This is a genomic window from Flavobacterium hauense, assembly GCF_054457175.1.
Genome location: NZ_JBTKVX010000036.1, coordinates 1 through 25,722 on the forward strand (window position 1 = coordinate 1; position 25,722 = coordinate 25,722).

The window sequence follows — 25,722 nt, forward strand, 5'->3', positions numbered from 1 at the left end:
CTATATAGGTACTAATGTAATCTATGAGATCATGAAGATTACTGATACTGAACTCTATGTAAGAGTAGTAATGCAGGGTAATCCTGCACTGGCATGGTACCACATCTTTACAACCAAAACAATTGCCGAGCAGCAAGGTGGTGGTGACACTGATTATACTGAACTTGTATGGTCTGACGAATTTAATACTGACGGTGCTCCAGATCCTGCCAAATGGACTTATGACATAGGCACAGGAAGCAATGGATGGGGTAATAATGAGCAGCAATACTACAGGTCTGAAAATGCTGTTGTAGAAGGTGGATCACTTAAGATCACTGCAAAAGCTGAAAACTATGAAGGTAAAAACTATACTTCTGCCCGTCTTAAAACAGAAGGACTGTACGATTTTACTTATGGAAAAGTAGAAATAAGAGCCAAACTGGCAACCGGAAGCGGTACCTGGCCGGCATTATGGATGCTGGGTGCTAACTATCAGCAACAGCCATGGCCTAAATGTGGCGAAATAGACATTATGGAGCACGTAGGCAATAATCAGGATCATGTATTAGGAACATTGCATATGGAAGGTAACTCAGGTGGAAACGGTATTAGCAACGATACAACGGTTCCTGGAGCATCTACAGACTTCCATGTCTACACACTGATATGGAGCCCAACCTCGATTACATGGTCGGTAGATGATAATCCTCCTTTCCATACATATGCTAATACAGCAGGTACTCCATTTAATGCAGATTTCTTCCTGATCATGAATGTGGCCATGGGAGGAAACCTTGGAGGTACGATTGCTCCGGGCTTTGTATCGTCAACCATGGAGGTTGATTATGTAAAAGTCTTCAAATAATATTCTACATCTATTCTAAATTCACAGTTACCAGTAGAAGGAACCCTGCGTTTGCAGGGTTCTCTCCTATTGGCTTTTAAAAAATTATAATGAAATATAATTTAGCTAAATACATCTTTCCGGCATTGCTGGTGCTCGCACTGGGCTGCAGCTCTGCAAAACAGGATGTAGCAAAACCTCCAAAAAACAAATCATCCATTGACCGTAAAGTCGATTCGCTTTTAAGCCTTATGACCCTCGAAGAAAAAGTGGGCCAGATGAATCAGTACAACGGCTTCTGGAATGTTACCGGACCGGTGCCAAAAGATGGCTCGGCCGCAAAAAAATATGAACATCTTAAAAAAGGATGGGTAGGCTCCATGCTTAATGTAAAAGGTGTAAAAGACGTTAAAGCGTTACAAAAAATTGCTGTAGAAGAAACCAGGCTGGGTATTCCTGTTATTTTTGGATATGACGTTATCCACGGATACAAAACCATAAGCCCCATTCCTCTTGCCGAAGCAGCAAGCTGGGATCTGGATGCAATACAAAAATCGGCTGAGATCGCCGCTGCCGAGTCGGCTGCATCCGGCCTTAACTGGACATTTGCCCCAATGGTAGATGTTTCGCGCGATGCACGCTGGGGCCGCGTTATGGAAGGTGCCGGAGAAGACCCTTACCTTAACAGTCGTATTGCCGTAGCACGCGTTAAAGGCTTTCAGGGTGACCTGGGGGAATTTAGCCTTGCTGCCTGCGTTAAGCACTTTGCAGGTTATTCGTTTGCCGAATCCGGTAAAGACTATAATACCGTTGATGTGAGCCATAACACGCTTCACAATATCATACTCCCTCCTTTTAAAGCTGCTGCCGATGCCGGTGCACTTACATTCATGAACTCTTTTAATGAGCTTGATGGCATACCTGCTACAGGAAATACATGGCTACAGAGGGATTTGCTTAAAAATGAATGGAACTTTCAGGGCTTTGTAGTGAGTGACTGGGGCTCTATGGGCGAAATGATTGCCCATGGATACTCTAAGGACCTTAAGCAGGCCGCAGAACAAGCTGCCAATGCCGGTAGCGATATGGATATGGAATCGTATGGCTATGTAGAGCATCTTGCAGCACTGGTGCGCGAAGGTAAAGTATCTGAAGACAAGATAGATGATTCGGTACGACGCATACTAAAAGTAAAATTTCAGCTGGGATTATTTGACAACCCATACAAATACTGCGACGAAGCCCGTGAGGCAGCTACGGTAGGCAAACCGGAGTTTCATGACGGGGTGCTTGATGTCGCCAAAAAATCGATCGTTTTGCTGAAGAATGAAAAGAACCTACTTCCGTTGAAAAAACAGGGACAGAAGATTGCTGTTATTGGTGCATTAGCCAATGATAAAACCAGCCCTCTTGGAAGCTGGAGAATAGGCGCTGACGATGGTACCGCTATATCAGTTCTTGAAGGGCTTGCCAAATATACCGGCAATACCGTAAGGTATGCAAAAGGAGCCGATGTGGTTTTAGGCGAACCGAGATTTATTGTGGAAACCAAAATAAACATGACCGACAAAAGCGGTTTTAACGAAGCCGTTGCTACTGCAAAAGGTGCCGATGTAGTTATCATGGTACTTGGCGAACACGGTTTGCAAACAGGCGAAGGCCGCAGCAGGGCCGAACTCGGATTACCTGGTGTGCAGCAGGAATTGCTGGAAACGGTTTATAAAGCGAACCCTAATATTGTACTGGTACTTACCAACGGAAGGCCTCTGATCATTCCATGGGCCGCTCAAAATGTTCCGGCGATTGTTGAAGCATGGCACCTGGGTACTCAAAGCGGAAATGCCATTGCTCAGGTACTGTATGGCGACTATAACCCAAGCGGCAAGCTACCTATGAGTTTCCCTAAGGCTGTTGGCCAACTGCCCTTGTATTATAATCATAAATCTACCGGAAGACCCGGTGGTGATGGCCCTACCGAAAGTGTATTCTGGGCACATTATACCGATATTGACAATGCACCCCTCTACCCTTTTGGCTACGGATTGAGCTACTCTACATTTGAATATTCAAACCTGAAGCTAAGCGCTAACGCATTTGGACAAAAAGGACATATCACTGTTAGCATAGATGTAAAAAACACAAGTACTACTGATGGTAAAGAAGTTGTACAGTTGTACATAAGAGACATTATAGGGTCAGTAACAAGACCGGTAAAGGAACTCAAAGGTTTCGAATTGACTGAAATAAAAGCAGGACAAAACAAAACAGTAACATTTACCATAGACGAAAAGACAATAGAATTTTATACAGCCAATAATAAATGGGAAGCCGAACCAGGCGATTTTAAAGTATTTGTGGGAGGAAACTCTTCCACTAAGCTTGAAGCACCATTCAGCTATTCAAAATAAGAATGAATATGAAAAAAACATCCCTGTTACTACTATTCGCCGTTACTCTGGCATCGGCGCAGGTAAAAAAAGGAAAACTTGTATGGGAAGAGAACTTTGACAGCAAATCGCTGAATGAGAAAGTATGGAACTATGAGCTTGGCGATGGCTGCCCTAATGTATGCGGATGGGGTAATAACGAACGTCAGATCTATACCAAAGCTAATCACAGGCTCGAAGGCGGTAATCTTATCATCACTACAAAAAAGAAAGGCGATAAGTATACCTCTACACGCATAACAACAGCCGGTAAAAAAGAATTTAAATATGGCTACATGGAGGCCCGTGCGAAACTGCCTGTAGGCCATGGTATATGGCCTGCATTCTGGATGCTGGGTTCGAACATAAAGCAGGTGGGCTGGCCATTGGCAGGAGAAATAGATATTCTGGAATACGTAGGGCGTGAACCTCATACTGCCTACACAACACTACATACAAAAGCGCACCACGGTGACAATGCCAGCTCTAAAAAAACACCAATAGCTAATATAGAAGAAGGTTTTCATACCTATGGGGTGAACTGGACAGCAGACAAGATGGAATTTTTTGTAGATGGAAAATCGGTTTATACATATGTTCCCGAAAATAAAAGTGTAGAAGTATGGCCTTATGACCAACCGTTCTATTTTATACTAAATACGGCCGTTGGCGGCAATTTTGGCGGCCCTGATGTTGATGACAGCATATTCCCCCAGGAATTTATAATAGATTATGTAAGAGTATACGCGAATTGATCATTCACGTTTGTTGGGTTAGTTTAGAAAGAGGGCTTCTGCAAGGACCCTCTTTTTTGTATTCCTAGTATACGGAGGCCGTTACGTCGCGCCAGCACATAAAAAAATCCCATAACGTGTGTTATGGGATTTTTCTTTTGAGATTTCTCCATTCCGCTGCGCTACAGTCGAAATGACAGAATATTTAGTAACCAATTGAAAAACTGTGACTGAATACTGCTTACTAATAGGTCTCTGCCCTGTCGTCGCCCGTTATCTGGCCTTCCTGAATTTCGGCACCGGCATAAAGCAGGTGTCCGTTTTTCTTAAGGCTGTATTTTTTCTGGAGTTCAAGCGACCATTGTCCGCCCTTATAAGGAGTTCCCTGTTTTTCTCTTGTAAGCATTACCGATTCATCAGCATCCGGCAGGTATAATTCGGCCCTGTCACCTTCTTCTTCAAAAACCACAAAAGCACTTTTTGCCATGCTCTCTCCTTTTAGTTCCTCGATAGAGTTAAGGCGGTATCCGTCTTCAAAAACCCTGATGCACTCTTCTTTAAGCTTCGACCACCTGTAACCCGCCGACGCAACACAGCCGTGAGCATCCTTATCGGTGCCTAAAACTACATTTTTATCACTAATTGCATCCGCATCATCATTCTTTCTTTCTTTGAAAATTCCGTCGCAGGAAAACAAAAGCAGTGTGATTGCCGAAAGCAGGGTCAGTTTCTTCATAATCGAAATTTTTAGAGGGTATCTAAAGTACAAAAAATATTAATATGGCTTGAAGTCATATAAAACAGAATCCGTTCTTTGTAAAGTAACCGATCCGTCATCTTCAATAAAATATTTAAGCATAACTTCACCCCAACGCAGTCCATTAGAGAAATCGGCAATAATCCACCTGTGGTTAAGCACTTTTATTTTTGCAATTGTAAACGGTTTACCCCCATCCATTGGAGGATAACCAACAAGCGGATTCCCTGACGGATTTATATTTTGTTTATAAATAGCATCCCTTACCTTAATGGCAATTGCATTTATATCCTGACCTTCAAAATAAGTCTGGGCGTTTGCATTATTTTCAAGTGTAAAATAATTTTCCTCAGCCATTTTGGCTTTTTCGGCCTCAAGTTTTTCTTTTGAAGCTTTAACACCTGCTTCCATTTTTTCTATACGCTGGTCTTCATATTTTTGTTTATTGGTAAAGAACATGTATGTAAATACATTGATAAGCAAAGCAAAAATGAAAAGGTATAAGAAAAGATTCTTTTTCATGGTATGAGTTATATAGTTATTTGTAAATTATCGTAGGCCAAAAATACATTATTTGGCAATTTTTCCTGCACTTCGGCGTGAAAACCCATAAGACTGCTTATATGAGTCAGATAGGCTCTTTCGGGCTTAACCTGTTCGATGAAATCAAGCGCTTCCTGAAGATTGAAATGGGTATCGTGCGGCGTCTCGCGAAGGGCACTTACTACCAGTACCTTAACGCCTTTAAGCTTTTCCGCTTCTTCAGCTGCAATGGTCTTGGCATCGGTGAGATAGGCAAAATCGCCAATCCTGTATCCCAGTATCTCAAGGCTGCCATGCATTACCCTTATGGGAACTACGGTTTCCCCGTCGAGCACAAAAGGTGTGTTTACATCAACTTCATGAACATGCACCGATGGTGCTCCCGGATAGCGATTCTCTACTTCGAATATATATTCAAAACGTTTTTTAAGGCTTTCTATTACACGGTTCTCGGCATAAATAGGCATATCGCCCTGCATGAATACAAAAGGCCTTATATCGTCTATACCGGCAGTGTGGTCAGAATGTTCGTGGGTAAAAAGTATGCCATCCAGTTTGGTGCATTTGCTGGTAAGCATCTGCTGGCGAAAGTCGGGGCCGCAGTCAATAACGTACGACGAATTACCCCACTGTATCCAGACAGATACACGCAGGCGCTTATCACGTGGGTCACTGCTCAGGCAAACAGGGTGATTACTCCCTATAACAGGTATGCCCTGAGATGTTCCCGTACCTAAAAACCAGACTTTCAAAATGGGTTATTTTTTCACAAAAATAGCATTATTTGTTTTATAACACATAGTGTTTTCCTAACTTTGCAATATATCCTTTTTCTGCTATGAAATTAACGAATGAAGACATAACCCTAAAGGGCGACAGGGTAATTGCACATGTACCTTCTATAAAAGATAAAGCACTTCGCATAAATCTTAACGAAAATATTTACGGAACCTTTTCTGAAATTGGTGCAGGCCAGGAAACAGTGCGTCATTTCTTTAGGTCGGGAGGGTCATCAGGAACGATCGCAAAAGCGATGTCGGCCTACGACAAAGACTTTAGCGATGCCATTTATGGCGTAGAGGAAGATGGACGCTATGTTACCGAAAGCCGCCTTAAGAAGATGCTTAGCCACGAGGTTAAGATCATTGAGAGCAGGCTGAAACGCGACAAGCACCCCAGCAAAGTATTTTTTAGTTATGCCAACACGGTAGCAACCATTGACTTTGCTAAACAATTCAAAGGCCACGGTTGGGTAGGTATCAAATACCAGGTTGAGCCGGACGAAGATTATAACGAGATCACACTCCACATACGCTTTAAGGAGACCGATGCGCGCCTTCAGCAGGAAACGCTGGGTATACTTGGGGTAAACCTTATTTATGGTGCATTCTACAAATACAACGACCCTAAAAAGCTGTTGCGCTACCTGTATGACCATCTGGACAAAGACCAGCTTGAAATTGACACCATCAACTTCTCAGGGCCACGCTTTTCGGAAGTAGACAACAGGCTGATGAGCCTTCAGCTGGTTAAGAACGGCATGACCGATGCGGTAATGTTTGACCCTCAAGGACACAACGTACTGCCTGCTGCCGTACTGTACAAAAAAAATATCCTTGCCCTGCGCGGGAGTTTCCGCCCGGTTACAAAGGTTAACATGGATATGTATGAGAAATCATATAAGATGTTCCTTGAAGAAAATAAAGTTGATAAAGACAAAACACTGGTTGTGTTTGAGATAACGCTGTCTAACCTTCGTTCTGAGGGTGAGATCGATGAGCGTGACTTTATGGACCGTGCCGAGCTACTTTGCTCTCTGGGACAGACCGTAATGATCTCCAACTTCCAGGAGTATTATAAAGTCGTTGAATATTTCTCTGCCTACACCAAAGCCCGCATGGGACTTGCCATGGGCGTGAGCAACCTTGTAGACATCTTTGACGAGAAGTATTACCGACACCTGAGCGGCGGTATACTTGAAGCCTTTGGTAAACTGTTTTACCGTGACCTGAAGGTATTCCTGTACCCTATGAAAGATGAGGACGGCAACGTAATCGATTCTGAAAACCTCAAGGTGCATCCGCGAATGAAAGAGCTGTTCAAGTTCTTTAAATTCAACGGAAAAGTAGTCGACATCGCCGATGTAGATCCTGACAACCTTGATATCTTCTCAAGAGAAGTACTTAAAATGATCAATAAAGGTAAAACAGGCTGGGAAGAAATGCTTCCTGCCGGTATTGCCGAAATCATAAAGGAAAACCACCTGTTTGGATATGACTCTAATAAATTACTGGAAGAGTCTAATAATACGCCTAACAGCACTACAGTATAACAATAAGAGTAGCGTAAAGCTGCTCTTATTTATTTTAGTAATACCTACAAGGTTTTGAAAACCTTGCAGGAAATTGTTCAGGAATATTATTTATTATATATAGCCGCCAGCTCTTTAGCAAACGGGGCAAACTTTCGGCTCCCGAAATTATTGGCTTTATCAGCCAGGTAAGGTTCCCATATACCACCTTCGCCTATTGCCCTGCCCATTTCGGCAAAATTATCAGCCATGTGAGCTGAGAAACCACCCTGCATGATTCCCTGTTTCAGCTGGTCGTCATTAAGCACTACCCATGGCAGATCCGGCTTACCGAAAGCCTCTCCCAATGTTTTAGCCAGTTCGCTACCTGTTAGTTCGTCGCTGATAACATACTGAATTTGTTTTCCGCTGAAGGATAAAGCATCAAATGCTTCGGCGGCTGCATCAGCAATATCGTGGGGATGCGACATCATAACAGTGGTATCCGCACTAAAATTATTCCCCATAAAACCCATGCGCTGTATCATGCCTACGCTACCGTGATGATTGGTATAGAACATCCCCGGACGCAAGTGAAGCACATTTACGCCTTCCAATTGGTTAAGCCTGCCTTCCGAAAAATAGAACGCACTCGAAGGCCCATTGCCTTCAGGACTTTGCGCTCCTACTCCACTAAGGTTGGCTACATATTTAACTCCGGCAGCTTCAATCGCTTTAGCATATTTATCAGCCAGGTTTTTCATGATCTCTTTTAGGTTTTCTGCCTGCGAGTTTGGCGGGATCATTACGTATACCGCATCGGCACCATTAAACGCATCAGCCAGAAAAGCCTCATCTTCTACCGAGCCAATGGCAGGTTTTGCCCCAAGGGCTTCAATGGCTGAAGCTTTTTCAGGACTATGGCTGATTACGGTAACCTCATGCCCTTTATTTACTAATTGTTCTGTAAGTCTTTTGCTGATATTCCCAAGGGAACCTGTAACAGTTATTTTCATTGGTTTAAATTTTTAATTAATGATGGAACAAATGTATATTTGTACTTACTTTTATACAAGTACTTACCCTAAAGTATGTATCCATGACACAGATTAAAGAAAGCTCTACCATACAGGAAAACAAACGTTTTGCCCACGAGGAATGCCCCGTAACATACGTTATGGAAAAGATAGGCGGCTACTGGAAGCCCATCATTTTGTACCATCTTCTTACCGGGGCGAAAAGGTACGGAGAATTACGAAAGGCTATTCCCCATATTACCGAAAAAATGCTGATACAACACCTGAAACAGCTGGAGAACGATAATTTGGTTTTGCGTACAGCACTACCTGTTGTGCCACCGCATGTTACCTATACCCTTACAGAAATGGGACTTGCTTTAGGCCCCGTGCTATATGCCATGGGCGAATGGGCCATTAAAGACAGTAAACACCACAAGAAGCCATTCTTTAAGAATCTGAAGGATTTTCCTGTAACTTTGGAACAATAATCGAAAATCAATGATCAATAAAACCATTGGCATCATGGGTGCCATGCCCCAGGAAATAGACGGTGTGATTGCCTTGCTTCAAAACCCCGTACGCAGGGTTATAGGGATGCGGGCCTATACTTCAGGAACTATTAATGGGGTGAATACCGTTGTGGTATTTTCACGTTGGGGAAAGGTGGCCGCTGCTGCTACTGTAGCAACGCTAATCCATGTGTTTAATGTGGATGAAGTTATTTTTACGGGTGTTGCCGGTGCGATTGACCCTGCTCTGAACATTGGTGACATAGTGATTGCCAAAAGGCTTTATCAGCATGACATGGATGCCCGTCCGCTTATGCAGCAATTTGAGATTCCGTTATTAGGCAAGACCTTTTTTGAGACTGACACAGCCGAACTGGAACGAATTAAAGAAGCTATCAGTCCACTTATCATTAATAACACGCTAAAAGATACAATTGGAGCTGATACTTTGGCACAATTTGGTATCGCTACCCCTAACCTGCATGTTGGAGACATAGCTAGCGGCGACCAATTCTTTGCCGACAACGAACGTAAAACGGCGCTTCACAATGCTATCCCAACCATCCTGTGCGTAGAAATGGAAGGCGCTGCCGTGGCACAGGTTTGTTTTGAGCATAAAGTGCCGTGTACTATCATTAGGACAATATCCGATGCTGCCGATGAGCAATCGCATATTGACTTTCCTGCTTTTATCCAAAATATATCGAGCAGGTATTCCGTTTGTATCGTACAACACCTAATAACCTATGCATGAAGATATCCCTCTCCCTCTTCCTTTTTTTATTAAATACTATGGCCTGGTGCCAAAATTCTTACTTTGAATATGCCGGTTATTATGGGGCTCCGGGTATCAATCTTACTCTCAATGAAGATGGTACTTTTGCCATCACGCAATCAGACCCTTTATTCACTAATACCCATAAAAAATTTAAAAGCACAGGGATCTGGTCTGTCTCCGGAAACGAACTTACGCTCAATCCTAATTTACCTAAAAGACAACGTGAGATTTCGATTACAGAGAAAATCATACCGGGAGCCGACTCGCTTGTTATAAAAATCAACTATATAATAGAGACCTATAGTAATGATGCATTGGTTAGCCGGGAGAAGGTGCCGTTTGATATATTTAGCGTTTATGTCAACAAAAAACGTAATTATCGCCATATGGTCCCTCATCTTCTGCAGCGGGGCTCATGCGCCTTTGCCACAAGGATCAGGCATCAATATGTGATTGACTCCCTTACTACCGTAAAATTCAAAATGCCGAAACAGGCAGAAAAAATAGGGATTATGACGTATGGGTTTGACAACTATACCGAACTGATCCCGAGAGACCCCAAATGCAACTATTTTGAAATAACCGTCGTACAGCCGTTGGATACCGACCGTGTACCAAGGAGCAAAAAAATGATCATAAAAGGTAAAAACGCCTACTATTATGAGCGAAAAGGGAAAATCGATTTTGGGCTGACACCGCTTATGCTGGATTATAGCTATGCCTGGTGAAACCCGGACAATGTAGACAAGACTACACCCACCCGTTATTATAAGCAATCCCCAAAATCTCAGAAGTAGACTTTGCATCGGTTTTCTTGAGCATGTTCTTGCGGTGTGAGTCGACCGTATGTTTACTGATGCAAAATGCCTCGCTTATCTCTACACTGTTCATGCCTTTGGCAAGGGCGCGGAGTATGTCTTTTTCCCTGTTGGTAAAAAAGGGCTTGGTGGGTTTAAAGATATTCTGTACATCAACATTATAATACGAAGGTTCTCCTTCCATTCCGATAAACGACAGCACCGGCTTGAGATCTTTTTTCAGATGAGAGATATCGGTATTTATAATGAACGTACGCACATTATTAGCATCATGCTCAATAATAACAAACTGGTTAAGGATGCGTATGTAGGTACCATCGGCTTTCCTCAGCCTGAAGTCGTGCTGCACTTTGTATTTAAAGAGCCTTTCGCCCGACATCCCATTAAAAAAATTGGTAATGGCAACTTCGAAATTCAGGTAATGAGGTAAATCTTCAGGATGTATCAACTGTCCCCAAAAGGCCAGGTTCATATCTTCTGCCGGATAGCCGAGTACCTGTGTAACTTCTGGACTTATATTTTCTATAACCGACCTCCTTACATTCATTGTAAAGCAATAATAATCACCTACATGAAAGATATCAAGCATCTTTTTTTGAAGCTTAATATCAAATCCCGGGTTTTTAATATTCTCATCAGTCGGTATGGTTCCCCATATCTTTTGCAGTTCATTATACGTATCCAGTGTCATAGTGCGTCAGTTTAGGTGGTTTGCAAAATATTAAAATTTTGTTAAAAACAATTCTGTTGTTTAACATTTTTATGTCAATATTATACCTGTTATTGTATTAGGCAAAATTAGTCGGGATATAGATACCAAAAAACAGGAAAATACCTATTTATGGGGATGTTTTACCTACTATTTTTATTCGTATATTTAATATATGAATAATTAACACATGTCGAACCCTAAAAACAGGTAATTCTACCTGCTTTCCTCCCGAGTTATTTTCTGATATTTGTACTCTTAATACCATACCCCCCATGGGAATTACAAGACAATACGGCACAATGAAGAATGGCAGCTTCAGATTTGGCCCTGCCAATCCTTCGATCGACTTATCCACAGTGTCTTCGAAAGGCGAGTTTATGCTTACCATTACCGTTAACGTTAGAGACACCAAAGGACTTGTCGCAGCAGGTGAAGAAGTATATTTCACCGTAGATAAACATCCTGAATGGCTGCTGATACCAGATGTATCAACACATACCAATTCTTCGGGCAATGCTCTCCTGACCGTAAAAGGCAAGGTTAGCAACAATGCAGAGAGTGGTTATGTGGCTTTTAAGGTAGCCAATAAGAACAACCCCGAGCAGAGCGGCTCCGGAATGATTGCCTTTACCGGCAAGCAGGGCGGACGAATGAAACGTCTGTTCTTCTTTTAATCTAAACCAGCAAAACAAAAAAATAAAGGGAAGCATTGCTTCCCTTTTCTTATTTTTAGACTGTTCTGTCATTCTGACAAACGCTGCTAATTACTTCAATATCTGTCCGGTATGTTCTTTGGTTTTTACCGATGTGATCACCTCATCAATGATACCATTTTCATCGATCACAAAGGTGGTACGGTTGATGCCATCAAACAGTCTGCCCATAAACTTTTTAGGTCCCCATACGCCAAACGCATTGATAACGCTCTTGTCCTCATCAGCAAGCAGTGGAAATGGCAGGCTGTATTTCTCCTGAAAGCTTTTTTGTCTTTTGGCACTGTCGGCACTCACGCCAAGGAGTTCGTAATTCTGTGCCTGGAAACGATGATAGTTATCGCGAAGGTCGCAGGCCTCGGCAGTACAGCCCGGCGTGCTGGCCTTTGGGTAAAAGAAAACTACGAGTTTCTTTCCTTTATAATCGGCTAATGTATGTGTTTTGCCATCCTGGTCAACTCCCGAAAAATCAGGTGCTTTATCTCCTTTTGTAAGTGTTGTCATAAGTGTATATTTGTAGAGCTAAGTTAAATTAAAACTGTGTGGATTGCAAATGCGGATCATTAGTTAAATTACATCAGAAACATGTCAAAAAAAACATTTATAGGTGGTTATTGGAAACAACGTCCGGAAGACATTAACATCGCAACTAATAAGATTGAACAATTCCTTTTAAAATTAGCTGATATAGATGATATCTTTTCAGATTTGAAATTACCGGCTTATTCGAAAAAGAAAGCAATGGAAAGTCATTTTATGATAAATCCATCGTCAATTTCCGAAGAACTGATAAAAAGCAGAAAGAAAAACGAAGTTGATGAAAGAGGCTTTTGTGAAATAGGATTTAGCTTTAGCCTGTTTAATGAAACTGATAAAAACTCCGTAGTCATAAGTTTTAATATTGGTGCCTCCAGTAAATACATAAGTAATGTTTGCTATGTAGATATGAAAGGAGAGCTGCCAGGTGAAAAAGAAAAACAATTCATGTTAAAACTTATACAAGAGATTTTTAAACCTGAAACAATAAAATTCGAATAAATTTATATTATTATAAAACCACATTAAAATGACCAAAGCTCAAAAGGTACAGTTCGTAATGGACACCCTTGACGAAATATACCCAACAATACCTATTCCTTTAGACCATAAAGACCCCTATACCCTGCTTATTGCGGTACTGATGAGTGCGCAAAGCACCGATGTACGTGTAAACCAGATCACGCCATTGTTGTTTGCCAAAGCTGACAATCCTTATGATATGATCAAAATGACGGTAGATGAGATTAGGGAAATTATTAAGCCTGTCGGACTTTCGCCAATGAAGGCCAAGGGCATACACGGATTGTCACATATACTTATTGATAAGCATAATGGCGAAGTTCCGCAAAGCTTTGAAGCATTGGAAGAATTGCCTGCCGTAGGTCACAAAACGGCAAGCGTGGTGATGAGCCAGGCGTTTAACGTGCCTGCCTTTCCGGTAGACACGCACATACACCGACTGATGTACCGCTGGGGATTTACTAATGGTAAGAATGTGGTTCAGACAGAGAAAGACGCCAAGCGCCTTTTCCCTGAAGAAAAATGGAACGAGCTGCACCTGCAGATCATCTGGTACGGAAGGGAATATTCACCTGCCCGTGGCTGGGACCTGAAGAAGGATATTATCACGGCAACTATAGGCCGAAAGTCGGTACTGGAAGAATATGAAGCTACTAAAAACAAAAAAACCTCCCGTTAATCAGCGGGAGGTTTTTCTTAATTAGCGATATTCTCGTACGTACCGTTAGACGTTTTAACTATCTTCAATGCTTTAGAATAGTTAAGTATAAAATCTATTGTCTCTTGTTTTGGTAACATTTTTGGAGCTTCTACTAATTTCTTTTTAGAGTAAAGTTTTGCCATGTATAGGTTGTTATGTTTCCCTATAGAACGCAAAGAAGCACCTTATATTGTTTAATTGGTCAAAATTATTTTATTTTTTTCGATAACTTTTCTCAGGTTCATCAGCGCATACCTCATTCTTCCAAGGGCAGTATTGATGCTAACCCCTGTCAAATCAGCTATTTCCTTAAAACTAAGGTTCTGGTAGATCCTCATTTGAAGTACTTCTTTCTGATCATCAGGAAGTTCTTCGATAAGGCGCTGCAGGTCGCTCTCTACCTGTTCGGTAATGATCCTGTTCTCCACATTCGGGCTGTTGTCAGTCATTATAGAGAAGATAGAGAATTCCTCTGTTTCGCGGAACATCGGCATTTTCTTGTTTCTCCTGAAATGGTCTACGATAAGGTTATGCGAAATACGCATTACCCACGGAAGGAACTTGCCCTCTTCGTTGTAGGCATTAGACTTAAGCGTTTTAATCACCTTAATAAAAGTATCCTGGAAGATATCGTCAGCAATATCCCTGTCAGTTACCTTAGAATAGATAAAACCGTAAATTTTTGATTGGTGCCTGCTGATTAATACAGAAAGAGCATTCTCATCTCCATCTATATAATTTTTAACCAGAACAGCGTCGGGGATTACAACATTAGCCATAGCAAATACTTTTTAATTGTTTTCTTGAATTTGGTTTCGGTAAAACAGAACTGGGTTCTTTAAAAAGTAATTTTTTGTATAGGCGATGTTAATTATGAATTATTTATAAGCCAAATATAATATAAAAAAAACTTAAAATGCAACAGCTAATCTAAATTTTAACATAATCAGCACAATAAAAGACTAAACACAACATATTTTGAAGTGTATTGAACATATCATAGAATAATTGTTAAACTATTCTTTCTCTGCGCTTTAACTTAAAAATAGTTTTTGTAATCCTTTCCTTAACAGTTTCTTTACGCTTTGCAGAAAAAATCCACTTAATACACATGCGCTGTTCCCATTTTTTATAGTTTTTGAAGATTTCCAGCACTCCTTCTTCTGTAAGAATCTCCTTAAAATCATCAGGTATCTGAAAAACACCAGTGTCTTTATATAGGGTAAGATGTACATAATCGCCTTCCTCCTTGCCTATTGCTTTGCGAATATCTGCTTTTAAAGCCATGATCAGTCCGCCATTGCCATAGGGCATCAGGGTTACATCGCTGATCTCATAATCGTCAATTTTTCCTTTAACCTTTACCAATCCAAAAGCCGCTTCCTTGTCTTTGGGAATTTCAGGTAGTGCGATGTATGTCCACCCTCCTTTTCCGGAGAAGCGTTCGAGTTGATATTCTTTATCGGTGAGAAGTTCGTCCATTTTATTTTTAAGATTATTTAGCTATTACACAGAGATGCGCAAAGACTCTGAGATACGCAAAGTTGATTTTTAGAGTTCGCTAAGCCAATCCTGCCAAATGGCAGGATTCTCTGTGAGCTATTACAAGCTTAATTTGAATCTCAGTGCAACTTTGCAGTTACTCAGCGTAGCTATGCGGTATAACTTTATATAAACTCATAATTAATAATACTTTCTGTTGGACTTATGCTGATAGTACTGCCCATTATAAGCGCCCTGTTATCGATTATATGCCCTGAAGGAAACCCGAAGTATACCGGACAGTCAAAATGTTCCAGCGTAATCTGTTTATCATCCCTCCCAAAAGGCAACGTCGCTTCTTTGATATCAACCATTCCGCCAACGATCACTGCTTTAAGTCCCGACAGCTTGCCTGCCCTTTTCAGGGAAATAAGCATGCGTTCATAGTGATAAAGGTATTCATCTATCTCTTCTATAAAGAGTATTTTGCCTGTAGTATCTATATCTGAAACCGACCCTAATACCGAATACAGCTTAGAAAGGTTACCACCTACCAGCGTGCCTTCAATAACACCTTTAGTCCTGTTTTCGGGTAATGCAGGAATTTCATAGCTAAGGCTTTCGCCAAAAAGTGCCGCCCTGATGCTTTCTGACGATGGCGGCGTACTTCCAGGCATACCCTGAAGCATTACGGCATGCAGTGTCTGAATCCCGAAGTTATGCACATGGCAGTGCAGCAGCGTGATATCGCTATAACCCACAAGCCATTTCGGGTTGGCTTTAAACGCTGTCCAGTCAATGCTGTCAATAATGCGCAGCGTACCATAGCCACCTTTCGTAAAGAAAACAGCTTTGATCTCCGGGTTATCCAGCATCTGCCGAAGGTCGGCAAGGCGTTCGGCATCGGTACCGGCAAGGTAACCGTCGGATGAAAAGGCATTGCGTCCTATTACAGGCTCAAGACCCCAGTTGTTCAGCACGGCAAGCGCATCGTTTATTTCGTGCGGCTCACAGCGCTTTGCGGTACTCACTATCCCGACTTTATCGCCGGATTTTAGGTATGGTGGTGTTGTCATTTTACTGTTTTTACACACCACTAATGGGAATGAGTGGAGTTCCCCTCTTGAGAGGGGTTAGGGGTGTGTTATCTATACTAATTTATTTCAAAGATATATAAATTTGAAAATCAATTTTCACGAGGCGTATGTTCTTCAAATTCCAAAATATACTGTTCGATAGCTCTTATAACATTCTCAGTATCTTTCATCACCTGATGATCGCTAAACCGAAGCAGCGTTATTCCAAATTCATTCATCTTGGCTTCTTTGATCACATCCTTATTATATACTTCAAAAAATTCATGTGAGTAGCCATCAACCTCGATACCCAGCATCAAATCATGGCAAAAGAAATCCAAAATATAATTATCCACAGGTTTCTGCCTGTCAAAATCATAGCCATGCATCTGCTTTCGTTTCAATTTCTGCCAAAGAACGATCTCAGCCTTAGTGCTTCCGTTACGAAGCTGCCTTGCAAGTTCTTTTAGATTGGGATTATATGGAATTATTTTTCGTTTCATAGTTTATGCAGTGACACACCCCTAACCCCTCTCAAGAGGGGAACAGCTTCACTCCTGCTCTTGAATAAGGAATATGTCCAAATATAAAAAATCCCTTTCATTTCCCTTAACAAAAATCTGCCTGTAAATCCGTATCTTTGCCTATTCAATTTTTGCCATGATAAAGACCGATTTTTCTAAATTAGAACCTAAGAAAAACATACTTATAAAAGGTGCGCAGCTGCACAACCTCAAGAATATAGACGTAGCCATTCCCCGCAACAAGCTTGTAGTGGTAACGGGGCTGTCGGGTTCGGGTAAGTCGAGCCTTGCGTTTGACACTCTCTATGCCGAAGGCCAGCGCCGCTATGTGGAGAGTTTGTCGAGTTACGCACGCCAGTTCCTTGGCCGCCTTGACAAGCCAAAGGTGGAATACATCAAGGGTATTGCGCCTGCAATTGCCATTGAGCAAAAGGTAAACACTACCAACGCCCGCTCTACCGTAGGTACCAGCACAGAGATCTACGACTATATGAAGCTGCTTTTTGCCCGTATCGGGCACACTTTCTCGCCTGTTTCAGGCCGTGAAGTGAAGAAGCATACCGTAACCGATGTAATGAACGAGGTTAAGGCTTTCGAGCCGGACAGCCGTTGGTTATTGCTTTCTCCCGTGCATATCGAGAAGGGTCGTACTCTTGATGAGAAACTTGGTGTATTACTACAACAGGGGTTTGCCCGTGTGCTTGTCGATAACGAGACCATGCGTCTTGACGAACTTCCGGGTGCTGACTTAGCTAATAAAGAAGTGCTTTTGGTTGTTGACCGTTTGGTAGTAAAAGACGAGGAGGAATTCTATAACCGTCTTGCCGATGCTGTTCAGACTGCATTTTACGAAGGTAAGGGCGAATTGTTCCTTCAGGATGTGGCAACAGGCAACCGACTTTCTTTTAGCAATAATTTTGAGCTGGATGGCATCACTTTCCCTGAGCCTAATGTGCATTTGTTCAGCTTCAATAACCCCTATGGGGCTTGCCCTGCCTGCGAAGGCTATGGCAGTATCATAGGCATCGATGAAGAATTGGTTGTACCAAACACTGCCCTTTCGGTATATGAGAATGCTATTTTTCCGTGGCGCGGCGAAAGCATGGGCTGGTACCGTGACCAATTGGTGAACAACGGGCACAAATTTGATTTCCCTGTGCATAAGCCTTATTTCCAGTTATCGGAAAGTGACAGGCAGCTGATATGGACGGGCAACAAATACTTTACCGGACTGAACGATTTCTTTACCGAACTGGAAGAGAAAAACTATAAGATACAAAACCGCGTGATGCTGTCACGCTACCGCGGAAAGACCAAATGCCCTACCTGTAAAGGCAAACGCCTGAGGCCTGAAGCTAACTATATTAAAGTAGGCAACCACACCATCTCTGATTTGGTTGACCTGCCAATAAAAGACCTGGCAGCGTTCTTCACACAACTTGAACTGAACGAGTTTGACCTTAAAGTAGCGAAACGCCTTTTGATAGAAATCAACAACCGCCTGAAGTTCTTGCAGGAAGTCGGGCTTGATTACCTTACGCTTAACCGCCGTTCGGCTACGCTTTCTGGTGGTGAGTCACAGCGTATCAACCTTGCGACCTCAATGGGCAGCAGCCTTGTAGGTTCGATGTACATTCTCGATGAGCCAAGTATCGGGCTTCACCCTAAAGATACCGAAAGGCTTATTGATGTACTTATCGGGCTTCGAAACCTTGGCAATACTGTTATCGTGGTTGAGCACGACGAAGACATCATGAAGCAGGCCGACATGATCATTGACATCGGTCCTGAAGCGGGAACGTTTGGAGGTGAGCTTGTCGCTCAGGGAACCTATGAGGAGATCCTGAAATCAGATTCGCTTACAGCCAAATACCTGAACGGTGACCTTGAGATCAGTGTTCCGAAGACACGCCGCAAGTTCAAAAACCATGTGGATGTCATCGGTGCACGCGAAAACAACCTGAAGAACATAGACGTTACTTTCCCGCTGGACTGCCTTACCGTAATTACGGGGGTTTCTGGCAGCGGTAAGAGTACGCTAGTGAAAAAGATATTATTCCCCGCGATGCAGAAAAAGCTTGAGGGCGTGGGGGAAAAAGCCGGACAGTTCACCGAACTGCAAGGCAGCTACGGACACATCAAGCATATTGAGTATGTAGACCAGAATCCGATAGGGCGCAGTTCGCGTTCGAATCCCGTGACCTATATTAAGGCATATGACGATATCCGTGACCTATTCGCCAAACAGAAGCTGTCATCGATACGTGGTTACCAGAGCAAGCATTTCTCTTTTAACGTTGACGGCGGACGCTGTGAAACCTGTAAAGGCGAAGGCGAAGTGACCATCGAGATGCAATTTATGGCCGACGTTCATTTGGAGTGCGAAACCTGTAACGGTAAACGTTTCAAAAAAGAAGTGCTTGAAGTAGCTTTTGAAGGCAAAAACATAGACGATATCCTGACCATGACCATTGATGATGCCGTGGCCTTCTTCAACGAACATAAGCAAACGAAGATCATGACCAAACTACAGCCGTTACAGGATGTTGGTTTGGGTTATGTGCAGCTGGGACAATCATCCTCTACCCTTTCGGGTGGTGAGGCACAGCGTATCAAACTGGCGTCGTTCCTTGTAAAAGGTGCTACGAAAGAGAAAGCCCTTTTTGTATTCGATGAACCGACTACGGGTCTGCATTTCCACGACATCAAGAAGCTATTGGCTTCATTTGAAGCGCTGTTGGACAAAGGCCATTCGATAATCGTTATTGAGCATAATCTTGACCTTATCAAGTGCGCCGACTATATCATCGACATTGGCCCTGAAGGTGGCGAGAACGGCGGTCATTTAGTAGCTTTCGGTACACCGGAAGAAGTCGCTAAAAACCCTAAATCGGTAACTGGAGAGTATCTTAAGGAGAAGTTGTAGTCTGTTTTTTGCTGCATTACGGTAATACCTGAATATTTATATAGTAGATTTGCATTATTAAATTCTAAAAGAATAAATGAAAAATTTCATAATTGAAATAAAAAATGTTGGACCAATCGAAAATGTTAAACTTACCTTAAACAAGGTAAACATTTTTATGGGAGAACAAAGTAGTGGGAAAAGCACAATTGCAAAAATTATAAGTTTTTGTAATTGGGTTGAAAAAGATGTTTCAATTCATCAATCTTTTAAAAATTATAATTCCGATAAAAATTATTTTATTGAAAGACTCGAGACATTTCATAAGATGAAAGGTTTTTTTTCAATAGATAGCGAAATTATATATGTGAGTAAAACTATTCGACTTCACTATAGATTTGACAACTTTTCTATTGAATGGGTGAATAAATTCGATTATATTAAAAATAAGATATCATATATCCCTTCTGAGAGAACAATAGCAATTCTCCCTGAAATGGAAAAAGTTGAGTTTCCAAATAATTACCTGAAAAGCTTTTTGTTCGACTGGTTTGATGCTAGAAAAAATTATTCACAACAAAAAAAACTATCATTATTAAATATTGGTATTGATTATTATTATTCAGAAAGCAGTAAGGAAAGTCATATACTTAGTAATGAAAAAGAATATGATATTTTATTATCACAAGCTTCAAGTGGATTGCAATCTGTAACTCCAATGATAGTAATGATTGACCACTTAGTAAATCATATATATTCAGAAGAACAAAATTTATCGTATGAAATTGACGAAGTAAAGGCTGAAGTAACACAAAAACTGATTTCAGAGCTAATATTAAAACCTATATATCAAACTGATTTCACAGATAAAGAAAAAAGAAAAGAAATTATTACTGAAATAAATAAACGAATTTCTGAAAGTGATGAACAAGTTATGTCTCATTTTAACGAATTTAGAAAAGTAAGAAATAACCTATTCAAAGTTCAAAGTACGAATCTAATAATTGAGGAGCCAGAACAAAACTTATTTCCATCTACTCAAAAATATTTAATCTATTATCTTTTTGATTGTATCAATAAAGAACGCGACCATAATTTAACATTAACAACTCATAGCCCTTACGTTTTATACGCCATTAACAATTGTATTTTAGGAGCAATTGTAAAAGAAAAATTATCTGAAGATGACGGAAAGGTATTGGAATGTATGAACTCAAAAATAAATCCTGAAGACATATCAATTTATGAAATTAAGAATGGAAAAATTGAATGCATACAACAGGAAGATGGATTAATTGGGAATAATTTTTTTGATGAAAAGATGAAAGAAGTAATGGATGAATTTTATACTATGCTAAACCATTACTAATGATAAAAAACGCTATTTCAATTCATTTTAATCACCATTTAAACGGTGTAAAAAATTTTACAGATGACATTCACGTAGCAGATTATACTGAGATAACTAAAGATCAGCCAGTAAGAAGATCTGTTGAGTTTTTTTCTCCCATAAAACCTGTAGATATTGAAACTTTTTTTATCAAAAATCCTAGCGCATTAAGTGTTGATGGTTTTGAATTTAATAACCAAAGTTTTGTTTGTGGGAATGGAAATTCTCGATCACAATGTGAAGGAGTTATATTTCCAACTGCCACAACTGTAGATTCATGGATATTATTTTGTGAACTAAAATATAGCTTAAAACCAGCAAGAAATGCAAATAATCTACGTAAAGCAATAAAACAACTTTACAAAACAAGATATTATTATTTTCAAAAAAACATAATAAGTCTTACAAATACTGCTTATTTAATTGGATCTATCCCTCCTCAATCTGAACCATTTTCAAATTTTGCTATATCACAAGCAGATTTGACTAAATTAAAAAGAATGAGAAATATTATTCTCCGTTTAAAGAACTCAGTTGAAATTGTAAATGATAAAACTATTAATGTTAGTATCTAAATTAAGACTAAAATATCTCAAACAATTAGCGAAAGAAAACCCTGTTCATAACCGAACAGGGATTCAAAAAATATTTTGACAATCTATGAATGCCAATAAACTTTTAGATTTAATAAATATCTATCATAAAGAAGATGGTAAAGGCGATAGTTACGGCAATGTAATACTGGAGCTTATGAATGGGAATTCCCTGCTTTTGCTGCCTTCTGCCAATGATACCCCGGAAGTGCAGAAAACCATAACAGAATCGGGTCACAAAACACTTAAGCTAAGTAGTGTTTTTAATACCGACGGAAAACGCGTACTGTGTGTGTTTACTGACGAACAGACTTTATCTGACTGGGCTCAGAAACCCATGCCATACAAAATGCTTTCTTCAAAAGACGTGCTGAAACTCTGCGAAATGAGTGCAATCCAAAGGATTGTTATTAATATAGGATCGCCAAATGTGTTTGCTTTAGAGCAAAGCAGCGAGTAAAAGTATTATATCTACAAAGCCTCATCTTTATGGATGGGGCTTTTTGTATTTGTAAGATAAAGTTTAAATGCGTTAATTTGGTTTTTCAATATCAATATATGATTTCAGAGCTTATTCAGAAAAGGTTTTTCATTAAACGTACAATTGCTATTTATGAAAATAAGGTCACATACAGAATTTCAAGGTTTTCAAATGAAACTGAAGTAAGTATTTCTTATGAAGATCTAACTGACAGAAAAGAAGCTCACACGATGACACTATTGTCATCTCTTATATTTATGGGTGGAAGCGCTTTTCTGTCAGGAGTATCTTATCTATGGAGAAATGACAAAGAATACGACCCGGACGCTTGGAAACTTGGTGTCTTTCTATTTATAATTTCAACCATTGTTTATTTTTTCACTAGAGAAAATGTTTGGAAAATTAAACTCCAAAGCAATACATATCTTTATATAAATAAAAATACACCTGATAGTTATGAAGTTAATCTATTTATTGATGCTTTATTCAATGAAAGGAATAAGTACCTAAGAGAAACATATTTTTATTTATCTAAACATATGTCTTACGAGAAGCAATTATCAAATTTGCAATGGCTTAAAAAAACCGGCGCACTTAAAGAAGGTGAATTTGAAATGACTCGTAAAGAACTTGAAGCGATGTTTAACCCTGAAAAGAAATCTATAGGTTTTTAATTCCTCCGCCAAAACACTTATCATCTCCTCCCAAACACCCTGTCAAAATGCTTTATATAGGTGATCTGTAAATTTACCGAGGTAAGGCTAAAGCTATCGGAGGTGTAGTACACCAACTTGTTATTCACTATGAATGACATACCAATACCCCAATCGTCCTTATGGTAGCCTGCACCACCACGGGCAAAGGCCGTTGGGTAGAGTTTTATTTTTCCGTCTTCGAGTACATCCACCTCATTCCCCATATTGATTCCTGCGGTTGCCATGCCTGATAGCAACCAGTATTTGTTGATTACCCACGTATACCCATAACCGGCACTAACGCCCAGCTGGAAATTGTTTATACTGTTCTTTTGGGCTCCAAAAGCATCTTCAAGCCTCAGTTTGTAATGGTAAGCACCGCCTCCTACAAGGAAACTCCCAGCGGACCGGAGCTGTTTTTCCGTTTGTTCCAGGGCAGCCTTTGTCGAAAAGCGGTCATGGTTAAAAACATAGGTCAGCTCTCCCCCTATCTGTTGTGCTGATGTATCGGGATATAGCATTACGTTATCATCATCATTATAAAAGCCTTTATACTTCTGGTAAAACAGGTCAATGAGGAATTTTCGTCCGTAATTATGGATCTGGAAATCAACCGACCTGGTTTTTCCCAGATCTTTTTCGACAGGAAAAATGCCAAAACTCGAACTCAGGTTGACTACCGTATTCTTTAATGAAAAACCGATACCCAAACGGGTAGGATTATTCGGCGAATAGCCTTTTTTGTTATGCTCGATTTCAATACCGCTACGGGAAATATAGGCCTTTACCATCATCTTATGAGGATATTGCCCAATGTAAGTCGTATCCACAACGGACTGCCCAAATGAGCTTTGGCAGATAAGAACAGCGATAAGTAAAACGGGCAGCCTGAAAATCATTTATGACAAGTAAGTGATGTCAAAGATAACGGCATCTTTGGTGGTTTGTTGTGAGGTTGCGCAATAACACACCCCCTAACCCCTCTCAAGAGGGGAGCTAGCTTCACTCAGCCACAACATACGAGTTCCGACTTCATACAAAACAAACAATTCCTTACTTTTGTCTTAAATGAAGGATTATTACAAGATACTTGGCGTTAGCCGTGATGCTTCGCAGGCCGAGATAAAGAAGATATACAGGGCATTGGCACTGGAGCATCATCCTGACAAGAACAACGGGGACAGCAACAGCGAAGAGCGCTTTAAGCTGATTTCCGAGGCCTATATCATCCTTGGTGATACGCCCAAGCGTAATGCCTATGACTTTGCTCAGGATAACCGCCACCATAGCGGCAAAAGCACTTCAAATCCCGGACAGGCGACACCGGTTACCTATTTAGGGCTCTTTAAAAAGATCAAGATGAAAGTCCTCAATGCAGGCGGGCACATCAATGAATTCAGGCTTTTTACGGTTATAAATGATTTGCTTTCTGACGACACCATCAAACTCCTGATCAAAGCTAACGATGTACTGACAAACAACCTTATCGCTGACGAGATTTTGGTTGCCTGTGTATTCCTTCCTGACGAATCGCGCTTTGCCATTCACGGAAGGCTTATGAAGCTGGCCGGTGGCGATGAGCGTTTTATTCAAAAGATCGCGATACTCCTCAAACCAGGCGAGAAGCGTCTGGCCCAAAAATCAAACGTAACCAATACCGAGAGTATAGCCGGCAGATCCATCTTTTATTTCGTATTGTTCCTAATACTCATCATTGTACTTTTGATGCTGTAATGTTGTTATTGGATAGTTGATGGATCACATCTATTTCACTTGTTTTTATATATTTATAAAAATTAACCTAATGAACCACAACGCCAAATCTATACGCCCATTTATAGGCTCCAACGACTTTGAACTGTCACGAAGCTTTTACCGTGATCTCGGTTTTAAAGAAACGGTTATTTCCGGCGACATGTCTGTATTTGAGACCGGAAACATGGCTTTTTACTTGCAGGATTATTACAATAAAGACTGGGTAGATAACACCATGCTATTTATGGAAGTAGACGATGTGGCTCGTTTTTGGGACGAACTTGTTACCCTTGACCTAACTTCTAAATACAAAAACGTTAGAATCAAACCTATCGTGAATCTTGACTGGGGCAAGGAATGTTTTATACACGATCCCTCGGGTATATTGTGGCATATTGGGGAGTTTAAAACCGTATAAAAATGAGCAGACAACAATGGACCGATGAAAAACTGTTTGACCGTCTTTTGAATAACAAGTCGGAGACCTCCTATTGGGACACTATAGGAGAACTGAGAAGTAGGCCCTATACAGCTGTTTTTGAAAGATGTACAGAGCTCATCAAAGCCGATAACCCAAAGTACAGAAAGGCAGGTATTAATGTACTGGCACAACTAGGTACAAGTCCAAGGCCATTTTTAAAAGAGAGTATCAAATTGTTTCTCAATATTTTAGAGACTGAAAAAGATACTGATGTATTATTCTCGCTTCTGTTTGCCATTGGCCACAATAATGACTGTTTAACCACATTCCAGGTTAATAAAATATGTTCTTTCACAGACGAACCTCTAAAAGAAAGCCTCACTTTTGCACTGCTTGGGGTTGATACTGATATTGCAGTAGAAACTTTGATCAGACTCTCAGGAGATGCATCAGCTAATATAAGGAACTGGGCAACTTTTGGCTTGGGCTCACAAACAGAAAAGGACAGTCCTGTAA

Annotated in this window: 29 protein-coding genes and 1 pseudogene; 18 read left to right on the forward strand and 12 right to left on the reverse strand. The window is 40.8% G+C overall.

Annotation, left to right across the window (positions count from 1 at the left end):
* From ACX0HA_RS17160 to ACX0HA_RS17170, 3 genes are all read left to right on the forward strand, one after another.
* Positions 1–847: glycoside hydrolase family 16 protein (locus tag ACX0HA_RS17160; RefSeq protein WP_458846536.1), on the forward strand; the 847-nt coding region annotated here is incomplete at its 5' end.
* An 89-nt stretch (positions 848–936) separates the two neighbouring features.
* A complete protein-coding gene (bglX, locus tag ACX0HA_RS17165; protein ID WP_458846537.1) occupies positions 937–3,234 on the forward strand; it encodes a beta-glucosidase BglX in 2,298 nt (765 codons plus the stop codon).
* Between the two features lie 8 nt (positions 3,235–3,242).
* Positions 3,243–4,007: a glycoside hydrolase family 16 protein gene (locus tag ACX0HA_RS17170; protein ID WP_458846538.1), complete on the forward strand. Its 765-nt coding sequence runs from the start codon at positions 3,243–3,245 to the stop codon at positions 4,005–4,007.
* Positions 4,008–4,230: 223 nt separating this feature from the next.
* On the opposite strand, the gene ACX0HA_RS17175 is transcribed toward ACX0HA_RS17170, so the two are convergent.
* The 3 genes from ACX0HA_RS17175 to ACX0HA_RS17185 are packed head-to-tail and all read right to left on the reverse strand — an operon-like array spanning position 4,231 to position 6,038.
* A complete protein-coding gene (locus tag ACX0HA_RS17175; RefSeq protein ID WP_458846539.1) occupies positions 4,231–4,722 on the reverse strand; it encodes a hypothetical protein in 492 nt (163 codons plus the stop codon).
* 39 nt (positions 4,723–4,761) lie between these two features.
* Complete coding sequence (locus tag ACX0HA_RS17180) at positions 4,762–5,265, reverse strand: hypothetical protein (RefSeq protein ID WP_458846540.1); 504 nt, start codon at positions 5,263–5,265, stop codon at positions 4,762–4,764.
* Positions 5,266–5,273: 8 nt separating this feature from the next.
* Positions 5,274–6,038, reverse strand: a complete 765-nt coding sequence (locus ACX0HA_RS17185) for an MBL fold metallo-hydrolase (protein ID WP_458846541.1) — start codon at positions 6,036–6,038, stop codon at positions 5,274–5,276.
* A gap of 86 nt (positions 6,039–6,124) precedes the next feature.
* Between ACX0HA_RS17185 and ACX0HA_RS17190 the strand changes: the two genes are divergently transcribed.
* Complete coding sequence (locus ACX0HA_RS17190) at positions 6,125–7,618, forward strand: TonB-dependent receptor (protein WP_458846542.1); 1,494 nt, start codon at positions 6,125–6,127, stop codon at positions 7,616–7,618.
* Between the two features lie 86 nt (positions 7,619–7,704).
* On the opposite strand, the gene ACX0HA_RS17195 is transcribed toward ACX0HA_RS17190, so the two are convergent.
* Complete coding sequence (locus ACX0HA_RS17195) at positions 7,705–8,592, reverse strand: NAD(P)H-binding protein (protein ID WP_458846543.1); 888 nt, start codon at positions 8,590–8,592, stop codon at positions 7,705–7,707.
* Positions 8,593–8,675: 83 nt separating this feature from the next.
* Here ACX0HA_RS17195 and ACX0HA_RS17200 point away from each other — a divergent pair, with 83 nt between their 5' ends.
* The 3 genes from ACX0HA_RS17200 to ACX0HA_RS17210 are packed head-to-tail and all read left to right on the forward strand — an operon-like array spanning position 8,676 to position 10,610.
* Positions 8,676–9,083: a winged helix-turn-helix transcriptional regulator gene (locus tag ACX0HA_RS17200; protein WP_458846544.1), complete on the forward strand. Its 408-nt coding sequence runs from the start codon at positions 8,676–8,678 to the stop codon at positions 9,081–9,083.
* A 10-nt stretch (positions 9,084–9,093) separates the two neighbouring features.
* Entirely contained in the window at positions 9,094–9,858 is a 765-nt protein-coding gene (locus ACX0HA_RS17205) for a 5'-methylthioadenosine/adenosylhomocysteine nucleosidase (protein WP_458846545.1), read from the forward strand.
* Positions 9,855–10,610 (forward strand): hypothetical protein, encoded by a 756-nt coding sequence (locus ACX0HA_RS17210; RefSeq protein WP_458846546.1) that lies wholly within the window; start codon positions 9,855–9,857, stop codon positions 10,608–10,610. The genes ACX0HA_RS17205 and ACX0HA_RS17210 overlap by 4 nt, the downstream gene beginning before the upstream one ends.
* A gap of 22 nt (positions 10,611–10,632) precedes the next feature.
* On the opposite strand, the gene ACX0HA_RS17215 is transcribed toward ACX0HA_RS17210, so the two are convergent.
* On the reverse strand, positions 10,633–11,391 hold the full coding sequence (locus tag ACX0HA_RS17215) for a LuxR C-terminal-related transcriptional regulator (protein ID WP_458846547.1): 759 nt from the start codon (positions 11,389–11,391) through the stop codon (positions 10,633–10,635).
* A gap of 293 nt (positions 11,392–11,684) precedes the next feature.
* Here ACX0HA_RS17215 and ACX0HA_RS17220 point away from each other — a divergent pair, with 293 nt between their 5' ends.
* A complete protein-coding gene (locus tag ACX0HA_RS17220) occupies positions 11,685–12,086 on the forward strand; it encodes an Ig-like domain-containing protein (RefSeq protein WP_458846548.1) in 402 nt (133 codons plus the stop codon).
* Between the two features lie 90 nt (positions 12,087–12,176).
* On the opposite strand, the gene bcp is transcribed toward ACX0HA_RS17220, so the two are convergent.
* Positions 12,177–12,629, reverse strand: a complete 453-nt coding sequence (gene bcp, locus ACX0HA_RS17225) for a thioredoxin-dependent thiol peroxidase (RefSeq protein WP_458846549.1) — start codon at positions 12,627–12,629, stop codon at positions 12,177–12,179.
* An 81-nt stretch (positions 12,630–12,710) separates the two neighbouring features.
* On the opposite strand from bcp, the gene ACX0HA_RS17230 reads away from it, so the two are divergent.
* Positions 12,711–13,163, forward strand: coding sequence for an Imm52 family immunity protein (locus ACX0HA_RS17230; protein WP_458846550.1), 453 nt, complete (start codon positions 12,711–12,713; stop codon positions 13,161–13,163).
* Positions 13,164–13,191: 28 nt separating this feature from the next.
* Entirely contained in the window at positions 13,192–13,863 is a 672-nt protein-coding gene (locus ACX0HA_RS17235; protein WP_458846551.1) for an endonuclease III domain-containing protein, read from the forward strand.
* A 17-nt stretch (positions 13,864–13,880) separates the two neighbouring features.
* Here the strand turns inward: ACX0HA_RS17235 and ACX0HA_RS17240 are convergent, their stop codons facing one another.
* The 5 genes from ACX0HA_RS17240 to ACX0HA_RS17260 form a co-directional block, all read right to left on the reverse strand.
* Positions 13,881–14,027, reverse strand: coding sequence for a hypothetical protein (locus ACX0HA_RS17240; RefSeq protein WP_458846552.1), 147 nt, complete (start codon positions 14,025–14,027; stop codon positions 13,881–13,883).
* Between the two features lie 51 nt (positions 14,028–14,078).
* On the reverse strand, positions 14,079–14,663 hold the full coding sequence (locus tag ACX0HA_RS17245; protein WP_458846553.1) for an RNA polymerase sigma factor: 585 nt from the start codon (positions 14,661–14,663) through the stop codon (positions 14,079–14,081).
* Positions 14,664–14,895: 232 nt separating this feature from the next.
* Complete coding sequence (locus ACX0HA_RS17250; RefSeq protein ID WP_458846554.1) at positions 14,896–15,366, reverse strand: YdeI/OmpD-associated family protein; 471 nt, start codon at positions 15,364–15,366, stop codon at positions 14,896–14,898.
* 185 nt (positions 15,367–15,551) lie between these two features.
* Entirely contained in the window at positions 15,552–16,442 is an 891-nt protein-coding gene (locus tag ACX0HA_RS17255; RefSeq protein WP_458846555.1) for a S66 peptidase family protein, read from the reverse strand.
* A 110-nt stretch (positions 16,443–16,552) separates the two neighbouring features.
* Entirely contained in the window at positions 16,553–16,945 is a 393-nt protein-coding gene (locus tag ACX0HA_RS17260) for an endonuclease domain-containing protein (RefSeq protein WP_458846556.1), read from the reverse strand.
* A 157-nt stretch (positions 16,946–17,102) separates the two neighbouring features.
* On the opposite strand from ACX0HA_RS17260, the gene uvrA reads away from it, so the two are divergent.
* From uvrA to ACX0HA_RS17285, 5 genes are all read left to right on the forward strand, one after another.
* On the forward strand, positions 17,103–19,892 hold the full coding sequence (gene uvrA, locus ACX0HA_RS17265) for an excinuclease ABC subunit UvrA (RefSeq protein ID WP_458846557.1): 2,790 nt from the start codon (positions 17,103–17,105) through the stop codon (positions 19,890–19,892).
* A 76-nt stretch (positions 19,893–19,968) separates the two neighbouring features.
* Positions 19,969–21,240 carry a hypothetical protein gene (locus ACX0HA_RS17270; protein ID WP_458846558.1) on the forward strand — a complete coding sequence of 424 codons (1,272 nt, stop codon included), beginning with the start codon at positions 19,969–19,971 and terminating at the stop codon, positions 21,238–21,240.
* On the forward strand, positions 21,240–21,836 hold the full coding sequence (locus ACX0HA_RS17275) for a hypothetical protein (RefSeq protein WP_458846559.1): 597 nt from the start codon (positions 21,240–21,242) through the stop codon (positions 21,834–21,836). The genes ACX0HA_RS17270 and ACX0HA_RS17275 overlap by 1 nt, the downstream gene beginning before the upstream one ends.
* Positions 21,837–21,921: 85 nt before the next feature.
* On the forward strand, positions 21,922–22,314 hold the full coding sequence (locus tag ACX0HA_RS17280) for an SseB family protein (RefSeq protein WP_458846560.1): 393 nt from the start codon (positions 21,922–21,924) through the stop codon (positions 22,312–22,314).
* A 98-nt stretch (positions 22,315–22,412) separates the two neighbouring features.
* Positions 22,413–23,009: a hypothetical protein gene (locus ACX0HA_RS17285; RefSeq protein WP_458846561.1), complete on the forward strand. Its 597-nt coding sequence runs from the start codon at positions 22,413–22,415 to the stop codon at positions 23,007–23,009.
* A gap of 20 nt (positions 23,010–23,029) precedes the next feature.
* Here the strand turns inward: ACX0HA_RS17285 and ACX0HA_RS17290 are convergent, their stop codons facing one another.
* Complete coding sequence (locus tag ACX0HA_RS17290; RefSeq protein WP_458846562.1) at positions 23,030–23,929, reverse strand: DUF4421 family protein; 900 nt, start codon at positions 23,927–23,929, stop codon at positions 23,030–23,032.
* A gap of 169 nt (positions 23,930–24,098) precedes the next feature.
* Here ACX0HA_RS17290 and ACX0HA_RS17295 point away from each other — a divergent pair, with 169 nt between their 5' ends.
* The 3 genes and pseudogenes from ACX0HA_RS17295 to ACX0HA_RS17305 form a co-directional block, all read left to right on the forward strand.
* Positions 24,099–24,764 carry a DnaJ domain-containing protein gene (locus tag ACX0HA_RS17295; protein WP_458846563.1) on the forward strand — a complete coding sequence of 222 codons (666 nt, stop codon included), beginning with the start codon at positions 24,099–24,101 and terminating at the stop codon, positions 24,762–24,764.
* A 70-nt stretch (positions 24,765–24,834) separates the two neighbouring features.
* Positions 24,835–25,203: a VOC family protein gene (locus ACX0HA_RS17300; protein WP_458846564.1), complete on the forward strand. Its 369-nt coding sequence runs from the start codon at positions 24,835–24,837 to the stop codon at positions 25,201–25,203.
* Positions 25,204–25,205: 2 nt separating this feature from the next.
* Positions 25,206–25,722 (forward strand): annotated as a pseudogene (locus tag ACX0HA_RS17305) (hypothetical protein); the annotation flags it as partial.

Bases quoted from the DNA above. Each gene is read 5' to 3' on its own strand.
- bglX (WP_458846537.1), top strand. From the start codon at position 937: ATGAAATATAATTTAGCTAAATACATCTTTCCGGCATTGCTGGTGCTC.
- ACX0HA_RS17170 (WP_458846538.1), top strand. From the start codon at position 3,243: ATGAAAAAAACATCCCTGTTACTACTATTCGCCGTTACTCTGGCATCG.
- ACX0HA_RS17175 (WP_458846539.1), bottom strand. From the start codon at position 4,722: ATGAAGAAACTGACCCTGCTTTCGGCAATCACACTGCTTTTGTTTTCC.
- ACX0HA_RS17180 (WP_458846540.1), bottom strand. From the start codon at position 5,265: ATGAAAAAGAATCTTTTCTTATACCTTTTCATTTTTGCTTTGCTTATC.
- ACX0HA_RS17190 (WP_458846542.1), top strand. From the start codon at position 6,125: ATGAAATTAACGAATGAAGACATAACCCTAAAGGGCGACAGGGTAATT.
- ACX0HA_RS17195 (WP_458846543.1), bottom strand. From the start codon at position 8,592: ATGAAAATAACTGTTACAGGTTCCCTTGGGAATATCAGCAAAAGACTT.
- ACX0HA_RS17200 (WP_458846544.1), top strand. From the start codon at position 8,676: ATGACACAGATTAAAGAAAGCTCTACCATACAGGAAAACAAACGTTTT.
- ACX0HA_RS17205 (WP_458846545.1), top strand. From the start codon at position 9,094: ATGATCAATAAAACCATTGGCATCATGGGTGCCATGCCCCAGGAAATA.
- ACX0HA_RS17210 (WP_458846546.1), top strand. From the start codon at position 9,855: ATGAAGATATCCCTCTCCCTCTTCCTTTTTTTATTAAATACTATGGCC.
- ACX0HA_RS17215 (WP_458846547.1), bottom strand. From the start codon at position 11,391: ATGACACTGGATACGTATAATGAACTGCAAAAGATATGGGGAACCATA.
- ACX0HA_RS17220 (WP_458846548.1), top strand. From the start codon at position 11,685: ATGGGAATTACAAGACAATACGGCACAATGAAGAATGGCAGCTTCAGA.
- bcp (WP_458846549.1), bottom strand. From the start codon at position 12,629: ATGACAACACTTACAAAAGGAGATAAAGCACCTGATTTTTCGGGAGTT.
- ACX0HA_RS17230 (WP_458846550.1), top strand. From the start codon at position 12,711: ATGTCAAAAAAAACATTTATAGGTGGTTATTGGAAACAACGTCCGGAA.
- ACX0HA_RS17235 (WP_458846551.1), top strand. From the start codon at position 13,192: ATGACCAAAGCTCAAAAGGTACAGTTCGTAATGGACACCCTTGACGAA.
- ACX0HA_RS17240 (WP_458846552.1), bottom strand. From the start codon at position 14,027: ATGGCAAAACTTTACTCTAAAAAGAAATTAGTAGAAGCTCCAAAAATG.
- ACX0HA_RS17245 (WP_458846553.1), bottom strand. From the start codon at position 14,663: ATGGCTAATGTTGTAATCCCCGACGCTGTTCTGGTTAAAAATTATATA.
- ACX0HA_RS17250 (WP_458846554.1), bottom strand. From the start codon at position 15,366: ATGGACGAACTTCTCACCGATAAAGAATATCAACTCGAACGCTTCTCC.
- ACX0HA_RS17255 (WP_458846555.1), bottom strand. From the start codon at position 16,442: ATGACAACACCACCATACCTAAAATCCGGCGATAAAGTCGGGATAGTG.
- ACX0HA_RS17260 (WP_458846556.1), bottom strand. From the start codon at position 16,945: ATGAAACGAAAAATAATTCCATATAATCCCAATCTAAAAGAACTTGCA.
- uvrA (WP_458846557.1), top strand. From the start codon at position 17,103: ATGATAAAGACCGATTTTTCTAAATTAGAACCTAAGAAAAACATACTT.
- ACX0HA_RS17270 (WP_458846558.1), top strand. From the start codon at position 19,969: ATGAAAAATTTCATAATTGAAATAAAAAATGTTGGACCAATCGAAAAT.
- ACX0HA_RS17275 (WP_458846559.1), top strand. From the start codon at position 21,240: ATGATAAAAAACGCTATTTCAATTCATTTTAATCACCATTTAAACGGT.
- ACX0HA_RS17280 (WP_458846560.1), top strand. From the start codon at position 21,922: ATGAATGCCAATAAACTTTTAGATTTAATAAATATCTATCATAAAGAA.
- ACX0HA_RS17285 (WP_458846561.1), top strand. From the start codon at position 22,413: ATGATTTCAGAGCTTATTCAGAAAAGGTTTTTCATTAAACGTACAATT.
- ACX0HA_RS17290 (WP_458846562.1), bottom strand. From the start codon at position 23,929: ATGATTTTCAGGCTGCCCGTTTTACTTATCGCTGTTCTTATCTGCCAA.
- ACX0HA_RS17295 (WP_458846563.1), top strand. From the start codon at position 24,099: ATGAAGGATTATTACAAGATACTTGGCGTTAGCCGTGATGCTTCGCAG.
- ACX0HA_RS17300 (WP_458846564.1), top strand. From the start codon at position 24,835: ATGAACCACAACGCCAAATCTATACGCCCATTTATAGGCTCCAACGAC.